Here is a 17,214-nt window from a genome sequence, read left to right on the forward strand (position 1 = left end):
CGCTTATGGACTGACGTTTAATAAATAATAAATTTTATTAAATTTAAAGCTGCAAGGCGCCCTTTAAACCGCTGCTTCAAATTGCCCAATAATATTTTAATGAATAGCTTTAAGTGTTACCTTGTTTTGCTGTTGCAGGCTATTACACTATGCGCATTTCCGCAAAACCGTCCGCTCCATTTTCAGCATATAGGTAGTAACGAAGGTCTTTCTGAACTAAATATCAACGCTATTTTCCAGGATAGCCGGGGATTTATATGGGTGGGAACCCGCGATGGGCTTAACCGTTACGATGGCAATAAATTTAAGGTATTTAAAAATATAAACGGCGATACCACCAGCCTTAGCAACAGTATTGTGCAGGATATTGTTGAAGATGCAAAGGGCAATCTCTGGATCTCGACCAGCGGCGGCGGTTTGAATATGTATAATCGCAACAAAGATCGCTTTTACCACTATCGTCATAATACAAAAAGCACCAATTCCATCAGCAGCGATATGCTGGTTAAAATAGCCTTCGATAAAACGGGCAGCCTGTGGATCTGCAATCAGAAGGAAGGGTTGGACCGGTTTGATATCGGCAAAAATAAATTCAGCCATTATAAATATAACCCAGCCGATAGCAATAGCCTGAGCGACAATAATACGCGCGTTGTTTATGTTGACAGGGCAAATAATTTGTGGATAGGCACCACTTATGGTGGCCTTAACCTGTATAACCGGCAAACCAACAATTTCACCCGGTTTACGCAGGTTACGGGCGATCCTTCATCGCTCTCATCAAACAAAATCAACGCTATTTTTGAGGATAGCAGGCGCCGCCTTTGGGTAGGTGTAAGCGATGGCGGGATTAATCTGTACAACGCGGGAACAAAAAATTTCACCCATTTTAAAAATGATCCGCATAACAGTAATTCATTGTCGTACAACAGTGTGCAGTGCCTTACCGAAGATAGCGGCGGCAACCTTTGGATAGGTACCGAAAACGGCGGCCTGAGCATTTTTAATTATGCAACCAATAACTTTAACAACCACCTTCAGGATGATGTAGATAACAGCAGTATCGCCAACAACTCGGTAGATGTTATCCTGCGCGACAGGAGTGGCAATATCTGGATTGGCGCTTTTGCATCGGGCTTGAATTTTTATAAAAAAACACGCGAAAATTTTATCCATTACAAGCATAACGCTTCCAAAACAAGCCTCTCGAACAATTTTGTACTGAGCATTTACGAGGACCGGAAAAACAGGGTCTGGCTGGGTACCGATGGCGGCGGACTTAATTATTTTGACCAGGAAACAGGAAATTTTAAAGCCTATAAACACAGCGATAACGATAAAAACACCGTTTGCGGCAATTATGTACTGGCTATAAATGAGGATGCCAAAAACAACCTTTGGGTAGGCACCTGGGGCGATGGGGTGAGTGTGATGAACCCGCAAAACAACTCGTTCAAATCATACCGTCATCATGATAAGGATACCAACAGCATAGGTGGGAATAACATTTACGCCATTGAAAAAACAAAGGATGGAAAGATGTGGTTCGGCACCATAGGTGCCGGACTTGACCGTTTTGATCCTAAAACCAATAAGTTTACCCATTACCGGCACGATGCGAACAATCCCAGGAGTATCGGCAGCGACAATATCAATTCGCTGCTTACCGATTCGAAGGGGAACCTTTGGGTAGGTACCAACTATGGCGGCGTTAGTTTGTACGATAGCCTGACTAACGGGTTTGAACCGGTACAAAGCAAAAAGCTGAACAGCGCCTTATACAATAATACCGCCCTTGATTTGTTTGAAGATCACCTGGGCAACATATGGATTTGTACTTACAGTGGCCTTTACCGTTTAAATCCGGCTACAGGTAAGGTCACTAATTTCACGATGGCGGATGGTCTCCCGGCCAATTACACCTACGCGGCCAGGGAAGATAATAAAGGTAATGTGTGGATCAGCACCAACAAAGGGCTTTCCCGTTATAACCCTCAGACCAATAAATTCAGAAATTTCAATATCGAAGACGGGCTGCAGGCCGACGAGTATAAACCGCATTCGGCCATGCGAAGCCACGATGGCACGCTTTATTTCGGCGGCGTTAACGGCTTTAATATGTTCCGTCCGGATAACATCGCGGATAATATTTATAACCCGACCCTGGTATTAACTGATTTTCAGATCTTTAATAAATCCATCCGGGTAGCGCAAAACAGCAATGACCCATCGCCGCTAAAAGAAGACATTTCCGAAGCAAAATCAATCACCCTGAAGCATTCGCAATCGGTAATCTCCTTCGATTATGTTTCGATGGATTACGCGCTGAGCAACCGGGAATCTTACGCCTACATGCTGGAGGGGTTTGATAAAGCCTGGAATTATGTGGGCAACAAAAACTCGGCTACCTATACCAATCTCCCGCCCGGAGACTATACCTTCAGGGTAAAAAGCCGGGATACTGAAGGCAGATGGTCAAAAAACGAGGTTAGCCTTCAGGTAACTGTGTTGCCGCCTTTCTGGCTTACCTGGTGGTTTATCAGCCTCGCTGTTTTATTGATAGCCGCCATTATTTACGGAGCTTACCGCTATAAGGTAAACCTGCTGATCAGGCAAAAGCGAATACTTGAAGAACAAGTTGCTGAGCGCACAGCCGAAGTGATGCAGCAATCGGAAGAACTGCGGGTGCAATCTGAAAACCTGAAGGAATTAAATAACGAATTGCAAAGCCAATCGGAAGAGTTGCAGGCTGTTAACGAAGAATTACTGGCCCAGTCGGAAGAATTGCAATTACAAAGAGAACAGGAACGTGAGGCCCGCGAAGAAGCCGACAAAGCCAACCAGGCCAAGAGCGTATTTTTAGCCACCATGAGCCATGAGATCAGGACCCCGATGAACGGTGTTATAGGCATGGCTTCCCTGTTAGGCGAAACCGAGCTTAACCCCGAGCAACGGGATTATACCGATACCATCATATCATGCGGTGATAGCCTGGTGAATGTAATTAATGATATCCTTGATTTTTCGAAGATAGAATCGGGCAAGATGGACCTGGAACAGGAAGATTTTGATTTGCGCCTTTGTATTGAAGAAGTGATGGACATTTTTTCGCAAACCGCTGCCAAACGCGAACTGGAACTGGTTTACCAGATTGATCCTGCCCTGCCGGGCCAAATTATCGGCGATAGCCTGCGGCTTAAACAGGTGCTTACCAACTTAACCGGCAACGCCGTAAAATTTACCGAGCACGGCGAGGTTTTTATCAAGGTATTTTTGTCGAAAACCATTAACGACCGGGAAATTGAAATAGGTTTTAGCGTAATGGATACCGGCATTGGCATCCCCGAAGATAAACTTCCAACGCTTTTTAATGCCTTTACCCAGGTAGATTCGTCGACCACGCGGAAATACGGCGGCACAGGCCTGGGGCTGGTGATCAGCGAGCGACTGGTGAAACTTATGGGTGGCGAAATTTGGGCGGAGAGCTTTTTTGGTGAGGGATCTGTATTTGTATTTACCATTAAAACAACGATCAGTAAAAAAACATCGAAAGCCCCGATCATATTTGATGCAGCCGAACTGGCGGGTAAAAGCGTATTGATTGTTGACGATAACAAAACCAACCGTTTTATATTACAAACACAACTGGAGCAATGGGGAATTGAAACAGCGGTGGCAGCATCGGGTAAGCAGGCCATGGAGATCCTCGCCGAAGCCGATAGCTTTAACCTGGTAATCACCGACATGGAAATGCCCGAAATGGACGGGGTAAGCCTTGCAAGGGCTATCAAAGAAAAGTATTCTGCCTTGCCGGTAATTATGTTAAGCTCCATAGGCGATGGATCGAAACGTAAATATCCGGGCCTTTTTTCAAGTATATTGACCAAGCCTGTAAAGCAGGCTCAGTTAGGCAAAAGCATACAGGCCGAGTTTCAGGGCAAAGCAGTTGCTCCATCAGCAGGCGATAAAACAGATAAATTGTTTGATGCCGGTTTTGCCGGTGCCCACCCTTTGAACATATTGGTTGCCGAAGACAATGTGATAAATCAGAAACTTATAAGCCGCATGCTCGAAAAACTGGGTTATCACTTCACGCTTGCTCAAAACGGCTACGAAGCGCTCGAAAAATTAAAAGCCGACCCAAATTTTGATGTTGTTTTTATGGACGTGCAGATGCCTGAAATGGACGGTTTTGAAGCTACCCGGCACATCAGGCAATATGCCTTTAAGCAACCTTTTATCATAGCCATGACAGCCAACGCAGGCCCTGACGACCGCGACCTTTGCATTGCCGAGGGTATGGACGATTATGTTGCCAAACCCATGAAAACCGAAGCGCTGATTAATGTATTAAGGGCAGCATATAAAATGATGAAAAGGCCTAATGGCAAGTATGTGTAAACCTGCCGTTCAATACCAATTGGCGCTAAAAGGGTGTATCTCACTACAATTGTTACAGTAACAGTTACCAACCCCGTTTGCATTTTAATGCAATTCTTCGATATTTGATTTAGCTGCGTTTAAGCGAGGCTTTTAAACCAATTTACCTTTAACAACTCAATAGCGTATGGCTTTGGTATGCGTTATTGCTGTATCAAAATCTGCAACTCAAAATCTACATTATGGAAAAATCGCGTCGTACTTTTATCAGGCAGGCCGCTTTGGCCGGTGCCGGCGTTATTGTAAGTTCAAAAGGCTGGAGCGCCCAAAGCTATAAGCGTATTATCGGCGCTAACGACAGGGTAAGGGTTGGCGTAATAGGCTTTTCAGACAGGCACAAAGGCTCGCACGTGCCAAGCTTTATGAACCACTATAAAGAGCTAAATTTTGATGTAGTAGGCGTATCCGACATCTGGAACAAACGCCGTGAAGAGGGCGCCGCGCTGTGGAAAGATAAAATGCAGCACGATGTAAAGGCTTACCGGAACAATGAGGAACTTTATGACAGCAAAACGGTTGATGCCGTATTTATCAGCACGGCCGATTTTCAGCATGCCCGCCATACCATCGAAGCGGTAAAAGCCGGTTGCGACGCTTATGTAGAAAAGCCCTTTGCCGAAACCATGGAAGATAACCGTGCCGCCCTAAAGGCGGTTAAAGAATCGGGCAAAATCGTGCAGATCGGCTCGCAGCGCCGCAGCGGCGCCAATTACCATGCGGCCAACGAGTTTATCCGTTCGGGTAAATTTGGCCCGATAACCATGGTTGAACTTACCTGGAATGTAAACCAACCCGGGCGCTGGCGAAGGCCGGAATTGTTAAGCCAGCTAAAAGAACAGAATACCGATTGGAAACGCTTTATCATGAACCGACCGTATGAAGATTTCGATCCGCGGATTTATCTCGAATACAGACTGTTTTGGCCCTATTCGTCAGGGTTGCCGGGCCAGTGGATGAGCCACCAGATTGATACGGTACACTGGTTTACGGGCCTGAAACATCCGCGGAGCGTGGTTGCCAACGGAGGTATTTATATGTGGAAAGATGGGCGCCGCAACTGGGATACCATTTTGGCCGCCTTTGATTATGGTCCGCTTGATGATCTTACAACAGGCTTCCAGGTTACTTTTGGCTCGCGCATGCACAACGGCGATGAGCGCCCCGCCGAAATCTATTATTCAAACGGCGGCGAACTTAACCTCAACACCAACAAGGTATCGCCCGAAGGCGGCCTCACCCAAAAAATGGCTGATGCCATGCACATGAATGCCAACCTGCTGCCCGAACTAAGCCTGGCCAATACCGAAAAGGTAGTGGCATCGGCAAATACCGGTGGCGATGTACTCACCTCCAACCACGTGCGTAACTGGATGGAATGTGTGCGCAGCCGTAAGCAACCCAACGCGCCAGTGGAGGCGGGCTATAGCCACTCGATAGCCAACATCATGACCAATGCGGCAGTACATACAGGTTATAAGGCCACCTTTAACGAAGCCACGCAGGAAGTAATGGCCAATGGTAAAGTGTTTAAATATTAACCTGGCTTTTCCTTTACTGGTTATTATACAATCGCCCGTAAAGGTTTTGCTATAACCATCTGCCAAACATGAAAATATCAAGAAAGTGTATTTTTGGCATCATCGCCAATGTCGTTCTTGCGTTGCCGGTTCAGGCCCAAAAAGCCGAACAAGTAACAATCACCCAAACTACAAAAAACAAAATTGAGGTTTGGATAGGCGGGAAACCTTTTACCGGTTTTCTTTACACAGATAGCCTGGAAAAACCGGTGCTCTACCCTATCCGGTCGGCAAATGGCACCTTGATTACCCGTGGCTTCCCGCTGGCCACCCGGCCGGGCGACCCAACCGACCATCCGCACCACATCGGGCTTTGGTTTAATTTTGAGAACCTGAACGGGCTCGATTTCTGGAATAACTCTTACGCTATACCTGTCAATAAAAAAGGCAGTTATGGCTGGATCCGTACTGATAGGATCACGAAAATACAAAGCGGCAAAAAAGGGATCCTCGCTTATCATGCCAACTGGACAGATCAACAAAAGCATAGTATACTGCAGGAAAACACCCGCTTTGAATTTAGCGGCACAGCCCATTACAGGACCATTGACAGGATTACCACATTAACAGCCGATACAGCGGCATTTTTTAAGGATGCCAAGGATGGTATGCTCGGTTTGCGCCTGGCGCATGAACTGCAGATACCCGATACCGCCGATCAGAAATTTACCGATGACAAAGGTAATGTAACCATAGTAAAGGGGGGCACAGATAAAACCGCCAGCGGAACCTACCTTACCAGCGAGGGCAAAACCGGTAACAATGCCTGGAGTACCCGCGGCGTATGGTGTAAAGTTTACGGTAAAATAGGTACAGACTCGGTAAGTGTTGCAATTATCGATCATCCGCAAAACCCAAACTATCCTACGTTTTGGCATGCTCGTGGTTACGGCCTGTTTGCAGCCAACCCTCTTGGCGAAAAGATTTTCACTAACGGTAAATCGGAAAAAAACCTGAAATTAAGAAAAGGGGAATCGGTTACCTTCAGGTACCGCATAATAATACATAACGGTACACGAACCAGCACCGTGTTAAGGTTAAATGAGCAGGCAGCTGCCTTTGCAAAATAAAACGCCGATAAAGAACAACGTAAAAAAGGCCTATCCTAACCTAAAAGAGGGCCTTTTTTATGTTATAATACAGTAGTGATAAATCTCCCCGCTCATTAAGCACCATCCATATATATCCATTCGATTTATAAACTCAGGATCAACAGCCCCCCTTCGAACAAATATTCATTCTGAAATAAAAAATAATTTAAAACATCAGATGTTTAAATAAACATCATATATTTGCAACGTTAATGAAAAGATAATGGCAGAAAAACTTAGCAACAAGATAATCCGGCTCATAAAGAATGATATAGTTGCCGGCAAATGGGCCGAAGGAAGTAAAATGCCTTCGGAATTTGAGTTGATGGAACTGTATGGGGTTGGCCGCTCAACCATACGCGAGGCCATTAAATCGCTTGCCGATGCCGGAATACTACGCGTACAACAGGGATCTGGAACATTTGTAAACCCGATAACTGAATCAGAAAATATTGACCAACGGTTAAAAAGGGCCGCTTTTGATGAGATCAACGCGGTGCGGCAGATGCTTGAGCTGGAGATCGCTACACTGGCCTCGAAAAACCGCTCAGCAAATAACCTGCGGGAGATAAAAGAAAAATTGCAGCAACGTAAAGATGCGATCATGGCCGAACAGCGTGTGGCTTGTATAGATGCCGACCTGGCATTTCATTCGGCCGTTGCAAAGGCTTCCGCAAACAGCGTACTGGCCGACCTGTACCATAGCTTCACCATCATCATCCGCGATTTTTTTGAAAAACGCGAAAAACAGGGCATTAGTCATTTTGCGATGAGCCATCACCTGCACGAGGCGCTTTACCAGGCCATAGCAAAAGGCAATGCCGAAGCCGCAAGGCAGATCACTACCGAAATATTAAAAAATAATTATTAAAAATCATGACCATTTTAACTTTCACCCTCATACTATTGGCCGGATCTTATCTTGCCGGCCTGCTGGGTTCATTAACCGGCCTCGGCGGGGGCGTCATTGTAATCCCCTTGTTAACGCTGGTATTCCAGGTAGATATCCGCTATGCAATTGGCGCGGCGCTCCTTGCTTCAATAGCCAATTCATCGGGCGCGGCAAGCGCCTATGTAAAAGAGGGCATCACCAATATCCGCCTGGGCATGTTCCTGGAAATTGCCACTACGGTTGGCGCGGTAATAGGCGCCTTACTGGCCGTATATACCCCAACCAACACCATCGCTATACTTTTTGGCGCCATCCTGCTTTTTTCGGCAGCCATGACGTTGAGAAAAAAGAACCAGGTGGCACTTACCGAGGGAAGCAAAACCTCGGCGTTTTTAAAGCTCGACGGGAGCTACCCTACCCCTGCCGGGCCTGTTAGCTATAAGCTTAAAAACGTAGGCGCAGGTTTTTCTATCATGACACTGGCCGGCATACTTTCGGGGTTGCTCGGGATAGGTTCGGGGGCGCTCAAGGTACTGGCCATGGATTCGGCCATGCATATCCCGTTTAAAGTAAGCACTACCACAAGCAATTTTATGATTGGCGTTACCGCCGCTGCCAGCGCGGTAGTTTACCTGCAGCGTGGCTACATGGATCCGGCTATTGCATTTCCGGTAGTTTTAGGTGTTTTAGGCGGTGCTTTTACCGGGGCCAAGCTGCTTAAACGGCTCGACCCGAAAGTGCTGCGCTATATTTTTTGCGCGGCCATCGTATTTGTAGCCGCCGAAATGATCTATAATGGATTTCAACACAAATTTTAATTAAACAAAATGGACATCAAGAATAAAACCAACTCCCTGGCCGACCGCGATATTGAATTGCTTGTTGGCCGTTTGCTGCGTGCAGGTGTAATAACCGCGAGTTGCATTGTACTGATCGGCGGGATCGTGTTTCTTATGAGGCATGGCTCGGCACCAATGCCGTCCTATCATCATTTTAATGGCGAGAATATGGATTACACTACCTTCGGTGGTATTATTTCAAACACCTGGCAGCTCAACCCCAAAGGAATTATTCAATTCGGGGTAATGGTGCTGATTGCAACGCCTGTTTTACGGATAGCGTTATCATTGTTCGGCTTCGGGTTAGAAAAAGACTGGCTTTATGTAGCCATCACCACCATTGTGCTTTGCGTAATGCTGTTCAGCACCATAGGCGGATTGAAGGTGTAAAGTAATCACTTTAGGTTAAATGTGGCCGCAGAATCCAAAAACTTGCATAGCTTTACCACATGTTCGGCAATAAATATACCCATGTTACGCATACCTGAGAACTACACCGATTTTTTGTATTGGGTAAGAGAACGAACCGAATTATTCTGGAGTAGAAACCCTGATACATCTGCCGAAGATTTTGGCTGCGAAAAATGGATGCAGGGTGCCCGGTGGATTGGGATGAAAGAAGAAGATATCAATGCCACAGAAGAAAAATATGGCATCAGATTTATGCCCGAACACCGCGAATTTTTAAAAATCCTACACGCCATCGACAGGAAAGAAGAAATCGAATACAACATCGATGGAAAACAGACGATTAATAAGCGCCCTTTTTTTTACAACTGGTTAACCGACGACGAACAAATTAAAGAGAAGCTTGAATGGCCTTATGAAACTATTTTGCAGGATATTCAAGAAGTAAATAACGTATGGCTGCAATCATGGGGAAAGCGGCCGGAAACAGACGAGGCACGTGAGGCAATATTTTCCGCATGGTTTAATAAAGTTCCCAGGTTGCTCCCCTTAACATCGCACCGGTTCTTGGTAAGCGAAAGTTACCTTGCTGACAGGCCTGTGTTATCAGTATGGGGGTCGGATATTATTGTATATGGCTGGGACATGCGTTTATACTTATTAAATGAGTTATCCGTTCATCTGAATCTTTCCACGTTTGTTTACTTTGACGAATACGGCATTTATTATCCGGAAGACATCAATGAACTGAAAGAAATCAAAGAACGGGCATACCTTGATGCCGCCAAAAAGGATATACCTTACTGGAAGGAAATGATCATGTATTGGACTTCGGGATTGGCAAGTTTTGGTCAAAAATCACCCCGCGACGATGGAGACACGATACACCCCATCGTAAAAACAAATGCGGCGAAAGGTGGAGAAGATGATCCAAAAATATTCAATTCATTCTAACAAGTAGTAAGCGACCTTATTCTTAACCCGAAATAGCCAGCAAATAATCAAAATCCTGACCACCGCCGTTTAAATACTTACCATTATTATAAGGTTTACCCGCCAACCGTATCTGCTGACCATAGGATACTCCCTGCAGGTTAATTGTCTGCGCAGGGAAACTATCTCTATCGCTTTCCAATAAGCTATAAGCCTCTTCGGAGATTAACAGATCGTTATTCAGGTCTTTGGTTTTTGCCTGCAACCTTGCGGCAATGTTTACAGGTAAACCCATTACAGTTAAGTTACTCGTACCATCCAAGCCAAATTCTCCCACAAACACTTTACCGGTGTGCAAGCCTATCCCTATTTCCAGCGGCCCCCCATAAAATGGTTCGGCATAAGCTTCATTAAACATACCAACGGTTTGAAATATAGCTTTAGTTGCCTGGTAGGCATTATTAGCCGCTTCGCGGATGCCTGTTTGTAAACCAAACACGGCGTATAAGTTATCGCCTGCAATCTCCACCACTTTACCCTGAAAGTTTTTGATTATTTGGTTAAAAGCGGTAAACAGACGGCGCACTACGTTAATCACTACCTGGCCCGGTTGCGCTTCCATCAGGCCGGTGAAATTGCGGATATCCAGAAATAAAATGGCCAACTCTTTTTCCTCGTCGGCAGAGGTGTTTATGTTGATGGAGCATGCTCCGTTTAATGCTACGTCGAAGTTTTTCATGAGCGTGTATTTACGTTATACCAATACAGACGCGAAGCTCACGAAAACATTTTAAATAAAATTTAAATCCATTGCTTGTGATAAACGGATGACCTAATTCAGAGTTTAACATGACAAGCGGCAGCTAACCCCTTATGCGCTATCTATACGATAAACTTTTCAGGATCCTTACCCCGGCGTCATTTACATCAACATCACTGAATTTGCCGCTCAGGTAAACATCTTTACTCCATTTGATCAGTTTATCGTCCGGGTATTTTTGCAACTCAGCATCCAGCCATCTAATGGCAGCCTCTTTGCCTGCCAACTTTTCGGTAGCCCAGGCAGTTACGAGGTGATTAGCCGAAAGGAAGTTGCTTACCGTGTTGTCGATATGCGGATTAAATGCCATTATTTTTTGTAAATACCCTGTGGCTACATCGCTTTTTCCCTGTTGAACATAACACAGGTAGCTCATCCAATTCTCCAGCCGGTCGTCAACATTTTCGGGATAGGGTTTGCCAACACCAAGGTTTTCGGGCCATTTACTTCCCTCAGCAATATAATTTAAGGCGGCGTTGTAGTTTTTGGATTTAATTTTTGCAACGGCTTGCATCAGTTCGGTTTCCCGGTACAATTCCCTCCCTATGGTAGCGCCCTCAAATGGCAAAATATGGATTCGCGCCAAAAGCTTTCCGCAATCATGATAGCGCTTATTCAGTAACAATGTTTTGGCATATAACATCCCAATAATGTAATTAGCCGGATGCGATTTGTAAAATGGCTCTACGGTATTCAAAGCCATTGCATATTGTTGATGGTCTATATAATATTCGCCAAGTAGTTTATTGTAACGCCAGTCCTTATCTATCGTATAGGCCCGGTTTAAGTCGGTCAGCTGGTCAGCCCCCGATCGCAAAGCGGCGCGTGCAGCGTAAAAAGGAGCAAAATCGGGTACATTTGCACAGGCGGCAAACAGTTGCCTGGCTTCGGCAATACGGTTCCTGTCTTTATAAAGCAAAGCCAGCAAATATCTTGGTTTCCAGCTGCTGCTTTGCCGCATAGCCCATTGTAATACCTCTTCATCGCTGTTACGAAACGGGAATACAAATGCAACACATGAGGCATTAGCTTTATTAAACTCTTCTGTATAGCGTTTACCCGTTTTGTTTTGAAGGTAGGCGAGTTTATAGCTTACCAGCGAGTTGACGGGCGCAAGCAATAAAACTTTTTCACTCTCGTTAAAACATCCATTCTTGTAATAGAAATCTGACAGTTCAAGATAACTTTCAACCGGCTGTTCATTGCGGATCATGGATATAAACGCGGTTTTATTATCATCGCCCGGCTGGTGAAGATATCGCTCAAACCGGGCAAAATGGCTTAGCGGCTGATAAGCCAGTATGGTATCTAAAACCCGGTCGGCGTTCCGGTTGTCATTTAAGTAACGATACGCCATAGCCTTAACCTGTAAAGATGAAATATCAAAGCGGTTAAAATCCAAAGCCTTTGTAGCGAACTCAAGGGCCTTAGGAAAATTCTTTTCTTTAAGATAAAGGCTGCTTAACTCCGAGTAAGCGGCATTGCGATACTCAAAAGATAAAGCTGCCATATCAAAGCCGTCTTTGGCGTCAACCGTATTTCCTGCCTGCGCGTTGACGATGCCGTAGTAATAGTTTGCACCACCATCATTGGTATTCACGCTTAATGCTGTTTTAACAAAACTTAGCGCTTCGGCATAGCGCATATCGCGGTACATTAACGCTGCCGATTGTACAACGGCAGGCAGAAAATATGGATCCTTTTTCAAAGATGCCTGCAGCTTTTCCTCCGCTTCGCGATACATTTTCTGGTCCATCAGTTCCTTTGCCTGCGTGTATAAACCATAGGCGCTGTTCCAGTCAAAATTTTCAGGCAGATCAAGCGGACGGCTTAAACTATCCGCATCGGGTTTGGAGTTATAAACGAGCTTGTTTGCGCCCAAGGTTACCAGCACATCGCCATTTACGCCCTTTACCGAATCAGCAAAAAGCTGAAGCGGGGATAGTGTTATTTTTTTGGTGTAGATCACTTTATCTCCCTGTTTAACTTCCAGTAAATCATCAATATGCTGTACAGGGTTAAAGTATAATTTTAGCCAGCCTTGTTCGGCCTTAACATTAAGGGCTCCGTAGTTATTGGCCTCTACAAAGCCGCGGGTATTGAGCACAGGGTACCAATATTCCGTCCACGTATCAGTTGCGCCCGGCGCGAAACCTTTGTGCTTAAAAGGGGTAAAAGTGCTTTTGGCGGCGGTTTGGTTAAATAACCTGCCGGATTGGATTTCAGAGTATTGCCCGTCATTATCCGTAAGCAGCTTCTCCCAGATCATGCCCTGGTCTGATAATCCCCAGATCCAGATCTTTTTACCGGCTTTATCCGCGTGATTGCTGTAACGGACCATACCAAAATTGTCGTTATGCCAGTAAGCGCCGAAAAAATCGGTGTATTTACCGAATACATGGTACGATTTATAACCGCCAAAATTATTGTTATCATAAAACGAAAGGTCTTTGCCGTTTTGTTTGTTTATAGGCCAGTCGCTGTATTCGCCCTGGTGACCGATATAGCGGGTACCCGGAAAAATGTATTGCAGTTTGCCGCCGGTTTTAATACCGGTGTTCATCCAATGATAATAAGGTTGCTCCAGCGGTGTTGAGTTATGCCAAAACGACCTGGTTGTAAAAAAAGCTTTATCCGCCGGAAGGTTTACTTCCATCGTCCAGGTGGTTGAGGTAAGCAAATCTAAAACGCTGATGAAACAGCTCACGCTGCCATCGGTGTTTTTGCGGGTAAGGTAATCTACCGGGGTAACCGAGTTGGGGGTATGGCCAATAATTCCGTAATTAGGTTCGACACCGCCGCTTGTCCAGGGGCCGCGCATCGCAATATCCCTGAATTTTACAACGTGGTTTTCATAAACAATTGGTTTGCCTGTAGATTTTTCGACAGCCGACCAGATTTTCCCGCCTATTTGCGGCAAAATGGTTAAGCGGATATATTGGTTTTCCAGTTCTACCACTTTCCATTGTTTTTGGATGGGTTTATCCGTAAATCCGTCGTAACGGAAATACGGATAAATATTGGTAAACGCCGGTATAGCGTTCGGGTCCGAAAATGGATAAGTGGTCATCGCTTTCTGGTACTCGTGCACGCTTGCCTGTTGTTGGGCCAGGGCACTTAACCCGCTAATGTAAAGGCACAGGGCTATAAACCATTTTTTACGCATGGGTTATCTATTTGATGATCAACAACCAGCCTTTTCCCTTTTCAACGGGGATCCTGTCGTTCAGGCCAAAAGTTTTAGCAGCCTGAAAACTTTTGATCTCGGGTGCGGTAATGGTAGCTTTCGCCGGATCGATGCCTAACTGTTTCCAGTTAATGTTTAACTTGAAATCAGTATTGCTATTTTCCCAGCTTGCTACCGCAACCATAACGGCTCCGGCTTTTTTGTAAACCGTGGCTATCACTTTCTCTTTATCCGTTTTTACAGGATTATCATCAACCCAATAACCAATCATTTTGGTGCCTTTCATACCGAAATCGTCCCAGGCTTTCCAGATCGGGCGCGGGTCGGCGCCGTCGCTCCATGGCATCCTGTTGGTCATGCCGTAAACCATGCCGCGCCATTTATTACCGCCCCCCTGCAGCATCTCGCCCATTAAGCCAAACGGGATGCCGCTAACTTCGGTCAGGAAAAAATCGGGATCATTTTTTTCATAATCAAAATACTCGCCGAACCAAAGCCTGTTCAAGTATGGAAAATGCTCCATATACAGGTTGGCGCTGTTGTTAAAGCCATCGCTTTTGTTGTACTGATTGGCCGAATGCAGATCGATAATACCGGGGTGACCGTCTTTGGTCAATACCCTTTTAATCCGCTTCATGGTAACACGGTCAAAGGCCACATCATCCAGGTAAATACCATCGATACCTACGTTTTGGGTTAACCAGTTCATCCCCTCAACATAATAATTATGCCAGCGGTTCATACCGCTATTAATAATGGCCGCGTCTTTTATTTCCGGTACAAACCAGGCGGCTATGTAATCGTTGCCCACATGTTCCTGCAGCCAGCTGAAGCCTCCCCCTTTACCCGGCGAGTAAATTTCGTGGCCCAAACTGCGCAGGGCAAAGGTTTCGTAAGCATGATTTGACAATTCGCGGATGGTATTATAAATTTTCACCCTCAACCCTGCCGCGTGTGCCGAATCATCATAAGCCTTCATTTTTTGCCAGGCAATGAAAGGATAATTAATGGTTGGGTTAATGGCAGTGGCGTGATGGATATTGATTAACGTAGCACCGGCCTGTTTAATGGTATCGATAGGCTTATAGGCATGATAGAACCTTGTAGCCCACTGAAAATCGGTATTGATAGTATGAAACGGCGTGATCAGCAACGTAAAATTATAGTACAACTCATCGCCTTTTTTCAAATCGCGTTCGCCGCTGTAATTGTTAGCCAACACCGCGTTACCATCGAAGGCTACTTTAATACCGCCTTTGTTATCATTACCCCATGATGTTGGCAGTAATAACGGTTTTTGCAGGTAGAAATTGGTATTCAGCGGACGCACGTATTTTTCGTCACGTAAGGAATACTGCAGGCCTCCGTTTACGTTACCTATCCAGGCCCCGTCCTGGTTTTTATGCGCTACATCCCATTTCCATTCAAAGTTTTCGGGGCGATAGCCGCCCTTTTGACCCAGCCCCATCATATATTTTGCAAATTCCTTTTTAAAGGGAATATGCATGGTGATATCTTTCAGGCTCACATCCTTCAACGCTTTTACTTTAACGGTATAGGCCATAAAACCGTCAAACTCCAACGAGGCGCTAACATTCATCTCCAGGCTGTCGTTGGCACTTATTGCCGTCCATTGAACCGTGCCGCCCTCTTTTTTTGTGAATACCACACCACGGCTTTTCAGGTTTGCTTTATTGCCGGCGGGATTTACAAAATGAAAGTGTATGGCCTCGGTTAACAGGTTGTTTGGCGCGGTGGTATACTCCGTCATTTCCGGGGTAAAAAATGTTTGTACCTGTTTAGGGAAACCGTCCTGGTTTACTTCAACTTTTCGGCCCAATAAACTGATAGTATTGCCGCTCACCTGTAAAGGCGTATAAGGCGCAATAACCGTATTTTGCTGCGCCATGGTTGAATTTAGCCAGCCTAAACGTGTCATTTTGTAAGGTTCGCTTACGCCGCCGTCTTTCAATACTTTATTGTTTACACAGATAGTTATCGCAATGGTTTTTCCGACCTTACCATTAACGCTGATGGTTGCGTTTCCGCTATAAGTAGCTGCAACTGCCGACATAGGAACGTTAATACCACACCACATGGCCTGTACCTCCCCCTGTTTTACATTCACGGTTTTGGAAAGCGGTCTGCCATCATAAGCTGTACCGCCTGTATTAATACAAAACAGGTTAGCTGCGGGGATGGATTTTCCATTAGCCGCTTTCATATCGCTGAATTTTACCTGTACGTTCTCCACATCTCGTAAAGCATAAACGCCCAACTGAAAAGCGAAGTTCTCGCCCCTGGCCGCTTCCCCGGTATATTTTGCCTGCGGACCGGCCTCTATCCACCGTTGCGGCAAATCCCTCGTCATACGGATAGCGTTCATCCTGTCCTCCGGGAAAACCAGGAATGGTTCGGCTTTATGCTTACTGATCAATGCTCCAATTTCGGCTTTGGTCGCAATCACCTCCATGGGGTAAAAGCTGTTAAAAGCATCTATCGACTGGTATTCCCTTACTGTTGCTAACGGAATCTGCTCATCACTGGTCAGGATGTTCAGCCAATCCCCCGAGGCGGTATTTTCCGGTTTTAGGTAAACGCCTTTGGGGTAATTAGAGCGGCCTTCATTTTTGTAAGGCATGTAGTATACAAAATATTCGCCCTTACCCGATGTCGGCTCGAAATATAACTCCCCGCTTTCCCGGTTTATGGAACCGATTTTTACGTTGGTTATTTTCTGTTTGGTTTTGGCATCTTCAATAATGATCCGCTTGTTTTCGGGGTTCTCATCCCTTCTTCGCCAGTTAATCAATGCTTTAGCTACCCTGCCTGTACCGTTAAAAGTTAAAACCACGCGGTGGTTGCCTAAGGAATCGGCAAGCCAGCAATTTTCACAATTGGTATAGCGAATATTTTGTGCTGATGCCGTAAAACCGGTTAAGAGGATGGCTGCAGCCAAAAATTGTTTTTTCATGGAATAAATTTAGTCAGTACTTTTTTATAATCTCCTTCGGATTTTTTTCATCC

The 17,214-nt window shown here is 45.4% G+C and carries 10 protein-coding genes; 7 read left to right on the plus strand and 3 right to left on the minus strand.

The features are described 5' to 3' along the window. The first annotated feature begins 99 nt into the window (after nt 1-99). The 7 genes from LX99_RS09080 (at nt 100) to LX99_RS09110 (ending at nt 10,201) form a co-directional block, all read left to right on the plus strand. On the plus strand, nt 100-4,401 hold the full coding sequence (locus tag LX99_RS09080) for a hybrid sensor histidine kinase/response regulator (RefSeq protein WP_109607554.1): 4,302 nt from the start codon (nt 100-102) through the stop codon (nt 4,399-4,401). A gap of 221 nt (nt 4,402-4,622) precedes the next feature. Continuing rightward, nucleotides 4,623-5,978 (plus strand): Gfo/Idh/MocA family protein, encoded by a 1,356-nt coding sequence (locus tag LX99_RS09085; protein WP_109607555.1) that lies wholly within the window; start codon nt 4,623-4,625, stop codon nt 5,976-5,978. Nucleotides 5,979-6,046: 68 nt separating this feature from the next. Next, entirely contained in the window at nt 6,047-7,087 is a 1,041-nt protein-coding gene (locus LX99_RS09090; protein ID WP_109607556.1) for a DUF6807 domain-containing protein, read from the plus strand. A gap of 244 nt (nt 7,088-7,331) precedes the next feature. Continuing rightward, nucleotides 7,332-7,979: a FadR/GntR family transcriptional regulator gene (locus LX99_RS09095; RefSeq protein ID WP_109607557.1), complete on the plus strand. Its 648-nt coding sequence runs from the start codon at nt 7,332-7,334 to the stop codon at nt 7,977-7,979. A 5-nt stretch (nt 7,980-7,984) separates the two neighbouring features. Then, nucleotides 7,985-8,818 (plus strand): sulfite exporter TauE/SafE family protein, encoded by an 834-nt coding sequence (locus LX99_RS09100; protein ID WP_022832102.1) that lies wholly within the window; start codon nt 7,985-7,987, stop codon nt 8,816-8,818. Nucleotides 8,819-8,827: 9 nt separating this feature from the next. Then, entirely contained in the window at nt 8,828-9,229 is a 402-nt protein-coding gene (locus LX99_RS09105) for a DUF1634 domain-containing protein (protein WP_109607558.1), read from the plus strand. 81 nt (nt 9,230-9,310) lie between these two features. Further along, nucleotides 9,311-10,201 carry an SMI1/KNR4 family protein gene (locus tag LX99_RS09110; RefSeq protein WP_109607559.1) on the plus strand — a complete coding sequence of 297 codons (891 nt, stop codon included), beginning with the start codon at nt 9,311-9,313 and terminating at the stop codon, nt 10,199-10,201. Between the two features lie 22 nt (nt 10,202-10,223). On the opposite strand, the gene LX99_RS09115 is transcribed toward LX99_RS09110, so the two are convergent. The 3 genes from LX99_RS09115 to LX99_RS09125 form a co-directional block, all read right to left on the minus strand. Continuing rightward, nucleotides 10,224-10,919, minus strand: a complete 696-nt coding sequence (locus LX99_RS09115; RefSeq protein WP_109607560.1) for an adenylate/guanylate cyclase domain-containing protein — start codon at nt 10,917-10,919, stop codon at nt 10,224-10,226. A 139-nt stretch (nt 10,920-11,058) separates the two neighbouring features. Further along, nucleotides 11,059-14,166 (minus strand): DUF5107 domain-containing protein, encoded by a 3,108-nt coding sequence (locus LX99_RS09120; RefSeq protein ID WP_109607561.1) that lies wholly within the window; start codon nt 14,164-14,166, stop codon nt 11,059-11,061. A gap of 7 nt (nt 14,167-14,173) precedes the next feature. Next, entirely contained in the window at nt 14,174-17,161 is a 2,988-nt protein-coding gene (locus LX99_RS09125; RefSeq protein ID WP_109607562.1) for a glycoside hydrolase domain-containing protein, read from the minus strand. Between the last annotated feature and the right edge of the window lie 53 nt (nt 17,162-17,214).

The organism is Mucilaginibacter oryzae (assembly GCF_003148845.1).
In the GTDB taxonomy this organism is placed as follows: Bacteria; Bacteroidota; Bacteroidia; order Sphingobacteriales; family Sphingobacteriaceae; genus Mucilaginibacter; species Mucilaginibacter oryzae.

Excerpts from the sequence above, each read along its gene's own strand:
- LX99_RS09080 (WP_109607554.1), top strand. The coding sequence starts at position 100 with ATGAATAGCTTTAAGTGTTACCTTGTTTTGCTGTTGCAGGCTATTACA.
- LX99_RS09085 (WP_109607555.1), top strand. The coding sequence starts at position 4,623 with ATGGAAAAATCGCGTCGTACTTTTATCAGGCAGGCCGCTTTGGCCGGT.
- LX99_RS09090 (WP_109607556.1), top strand. The coding sequence starts at position 6,047 with ATGAAAATATCAAGAAAGTGTATTTTTGGCATCATCGCCAATGTCGTT.
- LX99_RS09095 (WP_109607557.1), top strand. The coding sequence starts at position 7,332 with ATGGCAGAAAAACTTAGCAACAAGATAATCCGGCTCATAAAGAATGAT.
- LX99_RS09100 (WP_022832102.1), top strand. The coding sequence starts at position 7,985 with ATGACCATTTTAACTTTCACCCTCATACTATTGGCCGGATCTTATCTT.
- LX99_RS09105 (WP_109607558.1), top strand. The coding sequence starts at position 8,828 with ATGGACATCAAGAATAAAACCAACTCCCTGGCCGACCGCGATATTGAA.
- LX99_RS09110 (WP_109607559.1), top strand. The coding sequence starts at position 9,311 with ATGTTACGCATACCTGAGAACTACACCGATTTTTTGTATTGGGTAAGA.
- LX99_RS09115 (WP_109607560.1), bottom strand. The coding sequence starts at position 10,919 with ATGAAAAACTTCGACGTAGCATTAAACGGAGCATGCTCCATCAACATA.
- LX99_RS09120 (WP_109607561.1), bottom strand. The coding sequence starts at position 14,166 with ATGCGTAAAAAATGGTTTATAGCCCTGTGCCTTTACATTAGCGGGTTA.
- LX99_RS09125 (WP_109607562.1), bottom strand. The coding sequence starts at position 17,161 with ATGAAAAAACAATTTTTGGCTGCAGCCATCCTCTTAACCGGTTTTACG.